The sequence below is a fragment of the Streptomyces synnematoformans genome, assembly GCF_039531005.1.
GTDB classification, from domain to species: domain Bacteria; phylum Actinomycetota; class Actinomycetes; order Streptomycetales; family Streptomycetaceae; genus Streptomyces; species Streptomyces synnematoformans.
The window spans coordinates 1-2,160 of record NZ_BAAAPF010000579.1 but is presented as its reverse complement, the minus strand read 5'-3'; the positions used below and the strand labels follow the sequence as shown (position 1 = coordinate 2,160).

Sequence of the window (2,160 nt, the reverse complement as noted above, 5' to 3'; positions counted from 1 at the left end):
TCTCGACCCAACTCGTCGAGGACGCCATCGTCTTCGTCAAGGGCCGCCTCGACAAACGCGAGGACGTCCCCCGCCTGGTCGCCACGGAACTCGTCGTCCCCGACCTCAGCACCGCGGGCGAACGCGCCCCGGTCCGCCTCGACCTCGCCGAGGCGCAGGTCACGCCCGAGTCCGTGGGCCGCCTCAAGGCGGTGCTCGCGGCCCACCCCGGCCCGTCCGACGTGCACCTGCGCGTCCGCGGCCGCTCCCGTACGACGGTCTACCGCCTCGGCCACCGCATCGCGCCGCGCCCGGAGTTCTGGGCGGACCTCAAGGCGGCGGTCGCGATCAGCCGGGAACCCGGCGCGTAGCGGGCGACGTGGGCCGTGCACCGGTCACGGGCGCGGCGCCGCCGCCTCCGCGCCCGGGTGCCGGACGTCGTGCTCCCAGCGCGACCGCGGCTGCGTGTGCAGCCGCCAGTAGTGCTCCGCGATCGTGTCCGGGTCGAGGTCCGTGCCGGGCGCCACCGCGCCGTCCACCGTCACCGTCGCGACGTGGACGCCCGCCGGCCCGTACTCCAGGTCGAGCAGCCGCGCCAGCGTGCGCACCCCCGCCTTGCCCAGCGAGAGGCTGACGTACGGCGCCTTCGGCTCGGGCATCCCGCCGGTGATCAGGAACGAGCCGCCCCCGCGCCGGGCCATCGCCGGGGCCAGGTGCGCCGCCGCGGTCAGCGCGCCGCCGACGTTCACCGCCCAGGCGTCCAGCAGGGCCGCCTGCGCCAGCTCGCCGAGCGCGTCGGCCCGGACGCGGGCCGCGTTGTAGACGATCGCGTCGGGCACGCCGAACCTGCCGGTCGCGGTGTCGAGGGCGGTACGCAGCGCCGCCTCGTCGGTGACGTCGGCGGTCAGCGGCAGCACCCCGGGCCGCGGCGGGACCCCCGTGCCCGCCGCGGCGACCGACTCGGCGACCGGCACCAGGCTTCGCCGCGACCGCGCCACCAGCGCCACCGGCAGGCCCTCCCGGGCGAACCGGCGGGCGACCGCCGCACCGATCCCGGGCCCCGCCCCCACGACCACTGCTCCTGCCATGACCCGTCCTCGCTCTCCCCGCGGATGATCGGCGCTTCCCGCGACGTTAAGGCGTGACACCGGTGTGAAGGTCAAGCAGGGAGAGCGGGGACGGCATGCGGATCGGCGAGTTGGCCCACCGGACCGGCGTGAGCCGGCGGCTGCTGCGGTACTACGAGGAACAGGGCCTGCTGCACCCCGTACGGCTGGCCAACGGCTACCGCGCGTACGCCGACGGCGACGTCGCCACGGTGCGGCACATCCGCGTGCTGCTCGACGCGGGCCTGCCCACCGCGGTCATCGCGCGCATCCTGCACTGCGTCGCCGACGGCCCCGCGCAGCGCCTGGTGACGAACGGCTGCCCCGGCGCGACGGCCCGGCTGCGCCGCGAGCACGCCAGGATCACCACCGCCATCGACCGCCTGGACCGCTCCCGCAGGCTGATCGACGGCCTGCTCGACCCGGCCGGACCGCGGACGCCGTGAACCGCGCCCGCGGCGGGCGTCAGCGCGGGGCGGTCCGGCCGCGAGCCGTCTCGTACCAGGCCAGGGAGCCGCTGATGCGGGTCGCCAGGGCCGTCTCACGGCGCCGGGTGGCGCCGTCCAGGGCTTCGCGCAGGTTGGCGATCTCCGCGTCCAGCCGGTCGATCCAGCGCTGGCGCGCGTGGCCCGCCCGCTCCGCCTCGGCGCACTCCGCGAGGCGCGCGTAGTAGTCGTCGCGGCGCCGCAGCACCTCCGCCGTCTCGCCTGCTTCGGCCAGCCGCTCCCAGGCGTACGCGGCGACCGTCTCCAGCAGCCGGTACCGCTCGCCGTCGCGGGAGACCAGCGACCGGTCGACCAGCCGGGCCAGCAGCCCCGGCACCTCCGCGGCGGTCAGGCCCGCGGCCAGCGCCTGCTGGCCGCCGGCCTCGATGGGCACCGCGCCGGCGCCCGCGTCGCCGGGACCGGCGCCGGTGTCGGCGCACACGTAGATGGCCCCGCTCAGCGTGCAGCCCGCCCCGTGCACGGCCAACCGCCGCAGCGCCGTGCGCTCGCGGTCGTCCAGCAGCCGCCAGCTCCAGTCGATCGCCGCCCGCAGCGTGCGCTGCCGCTCGGGCAGGCCGCGCCGGCCGCCG

General features: G+C 77.5%; 2 protein-coding genes and 2 pseudogenes. 2 read left to right on the top strand and 2 right to left on the bottom strand.

Translation table 11 applies throughout. The features are described 5' to 3' along the window. Nucleotides 1–350, top strand: a pseudogene (locus ABD317_RS36205) (DNA polymerase III subunit alpha); the annotation flags it as partial. A 24-nt stretch (nt 351–374) separates the two neighbouring features. Here the strand turns inward: ABD317_RS36205 and ABD317_RS36200 are convergent. Beyond that, nucleotides 375–1,067 (bottom strand): SDR family NAD(P)-dependent oxidoreductase, encoded by a 693-nt coding sequence (locus ABD317_RS36200; protein WP_344296184.1) that lies wholly within the window; start codon nt 1,065–1,067, stop codon nt 375–377. A gap of 95 nt (nt 1,068–1,162) precedes the next feature. Here ABD317_RS36200 and ABD317_RS36195 point away from each other — a divergent pair, with 95 nt between their 5' ends. Then, on the top strand, nt 1,163–1,531 hold the full coding sequence (locus tag ABD317_RS36195) for a MerR family transcriptional regulator (protein WP_344296181.1): 369 nt from the start codon (nt 1,163–1,165) through the stop codon (nt 1,529–1,531). A 19-nt stretch (nt 1,532–1,550) separates the two neighbouring features. On the opposite strand, the pseudogene ABD317_RS36190 reads toward ABD317_RS36195, so the two are convergent. Then, nucleotides 1,551–2,160 (bottom strand): annotated as a pseudogene (locus ABD317_RS36190) (BTAD domain-containing putative transcriptional regulator); the annotation flags it as partial.

Coding starts and splice junctions, on each gene's coding strand:
- ABD317_RS36200 (WP_344296184.1), bottom strand. CDS start 1,067: ATGGCAGGAGCAGTGGTCGTGGGGGCGGGGCCCGGGATCGGTGCGGCG.
- ABD317_RS36195 (WP_344296181.1), top strand. CDS start 1,163: ATGCGGATCGGCGAGTTGGCCCACCGGACCGGCGTGAGCCGGCGGCTG.